Source organism: Sulfurihydrogenibium yellowstonense SS-5 (genome assembly GCF_000173615.1).
Classification (GTDB): Bacteria; Aquificota; Aquificia; order Aquificales; family Hydrogenothermaceae; genus Sulfurihydrogenibium; species Sulfurihydrogenibium yellowstonense.
In genome coordinates, this window is sequence record NZ_ABZS01000202.1 from 1 (window position 1) to 2,738 (window position 2,738).

2 protein-coding genes are annotated in these 2,738 nt (G+C 28.9%); both read right to left on the reverse strand.

Going from position 1 to position 2,738, the window contains the following annotated elements; genetic code table 11:
• Positions 1-130: glycosyltransferase family 2 protein (locus tag SULYE_RS08120; RefSeq protein ID WP_007548118.1), on the reverse strand; the 130-nt coding region annotated here is incomplete at its 3' end.
• Between the two features lie 463 nt (positions 131-593).
• A complete protein-coding gene (locus SULYE_RS07525; protein WP_007548119.1) occupies positions 594-2,609 on the reverse strand; it encodes an LPS-assembly protein LptD in 2,016 nt (671 codons plus the stop codon).
• Positions 2,610-2,738: the final 129 nt, after the last annotated feature.

Consider the following 2,738-nt stretch of genomic DNA (forward strand, 5'->3'; position numbering starts at 1 on the left):
TTTTATCTGTAGATGCATCATCAACAATGATTATTTCCGTGTCTTTATACGTTTGATCAAGAGCAGATAATATCGCTTGAGTTATATATTTTTCACCATTATAAACCGGAATAATAACGCTAACTTTCATGGTAAAAATAATATCATATCAAAGCCAAATTGGGAGTGAAATATTTACAAGGTCATTTGGGTGTATAAGTTAAAAGAAATAAACATGTATGATAGATTTCAAATAAATCTGTTAAGATACTTTGCTACGCTCAGAATTAGACAGTTGAGGAGCTTTTGTAAGCAAGCAACAAGCTAAAGGTATCACGATTTTCATTTTTTATTATTTTCCAAAATGGTATAACCCATTTACAGACATTTAGTATAAGTAGGAGATTCTTCGTTGGTTGCAGAATGGCAATATTGATTTTTACAAGCATTCTCATTTCAAACTTAAATCAAATTGCTATCTTCTTAAGGATAAGTGGATAAGTAAGAAAGTGCAGGTAAAAGACCCATGATTATGTCATTGCAAGTTTGTTATTCAGTGGTTATGCTTTGCTTGCATATAATAACTATTAATTTGGACTAACTCAATGTAAAGCTTAATTTCTCACAAATGGAACTCTGTATCTCATATCCAGAATGTTTATAATGATAAATATGTTTTTATATCGTTTTTGGGTTGTGATATTGTAGTCTTCCCAGTAGCTAAAAGATAAACTCCAGCATCCTCTGTTCCAATCAAAAATTAAGTTTTTATTTTGTACATATCCATACTTTAAGTTATTTAAAATGCCTACTCTAAAAGAAAAATTTTTATAATTAACAAAAATACTGTTAGAAATCTGCTTTTGTGAATTTTCTGTGCTTGTTCCTCTGTCATAAGTGTATGCAACGGAATAGATTATGTTGTCCCTAATCGGAGTAGAAAAGCTTGAAATAGTTCTTATAAGATTTTTCTTTTCCATATCATAGTAGAGAATACTATCAGCAGAGTATTTGCCAATGTTTAAATAAACACTGTTTTTAAGTGGTTTAATATGAGAGTTATACATATTTTCACCAATATAATAATGATTTAAAAAGGTATATCCTTGAGATATCTCCCATCTTAGGAAGTTATTATTCTTAAAATTAAATATGTTAAATAAAGAGAAATCAATATCTTCTTTTTCGTTGATTCTATCAGACCTATCATAATATGGCAAAGAAGATTGATTTATTTTTGATATATATTCAAATGAGATTTTTGGAATGATTATATGATTAAAATCTTTGTAAGGTCTGAAAAATGTTGCTTGAGTAGTATTTTTAAAAGGAATTAAAAATCTTGAGTCAAAAGCATTGTTTCCTTTTGTGTTTAGGTATAAAGTTAGTCTTGGAGTTATCTCAGAAGTGTTAAGAATTTTTCCAAAGTAGTTATAATTAACAACTCTAAAAATGTTATCACTTCTAAGTCCGGTAGTTCCTTCTTCTCTAAAAAAGTAATTATTATCTGACAGATAATCAAAATAAAATGGAAGGTCAAAAAGCTTAGATTCCTTCCAGTAAAATCTTAACTGAGGAAGTCTTTGTAAAGTAGCTTTGTTATTCGGCGTCGTTAAGTCGTAAAGATAGTTGAAATTTAACTCTAATAGATACTTATCTGTATTAGCCCTTCCAAAAATATAAGACCTTGTGAAAGCTGTATACTTTAATCTTGAATAGTTATAAAAATCTTCAAAAAAGTATCTATCACTTGGAATATCTGCTTTTGTGAAAAACTGCCAATTATAAAACGGAGAATAGTTAGTTTCAAGAGAAAATCTGTATCTAAAAGTTTTTGGACTTTCAGGTCTATTTTGCCACCAATCTTTTTTTCCAGACTCTTTAAATAAATCTATATTTGTTTTAAAATTAATACCTCTTTCAAAAACTCTTCTATATTCTAAGCTTGTTCCAAGTCCTTGCTTATTTCTATAATCTGTTGTAAAAGTAATGTCTGAAGAGTCATTTATAGCATAAAAGAAAGGCTGTCTGTAAATAAATGGGTTATAAGTATCCTGACTAATCATAGGATCTAAAAACCCGGTTTTTCTATCTGTTGTTGGGTATGAAAAATATGGAGTGTAAAAAATAGGAAGTCTGCAAAATCTAAAAGACATATTGTATGCTTTAAGTTGGTCGTTTTCTTTTAAACTTCCAGATTTTGCTTTAAAATTCCAATCGTATTGGTCAAAAGGACAGCCAGAAAATTCACCATCTTTAAAATAGTAAACATCCTTTTCTTTTTTTAGATAATAGCCTCTCACATAGTATTGATTATCAACTTTTCCCTGATAGTCAAAAACTTCTCCTGAATCATTTTCAAAATCATACCAACCATGAGACCCGGTTCCTTCAAAAGTGTTTGTTTTTATGTAAAATTTTACCGGGACAGTTACGATCTTTTTCTCAGAGTCATAGATTACCTTTTGTGATTTTAGTACTTTATCGCCAGAGGTAATAACAACATTCCCTTCAGCTATTACGATATTATCTTTTTCTCTTTCAAGTTTATCGGATTCTATGATAACTTTTTCTTGGCCAAAGGATAATGTTATTAAAAGTAATATAGTAATTATTAGAACTCTTTCCAACAATAACCTCAGAAAATTGTAAAATATTAACTATATTATACAAGAGGTAAAAGATGACAAACAAACCAAGAGAATGGCTTAGAGAAAAAAGCATAGCTAAAAAGGTTCTTACAGAATCTAATTTGATAT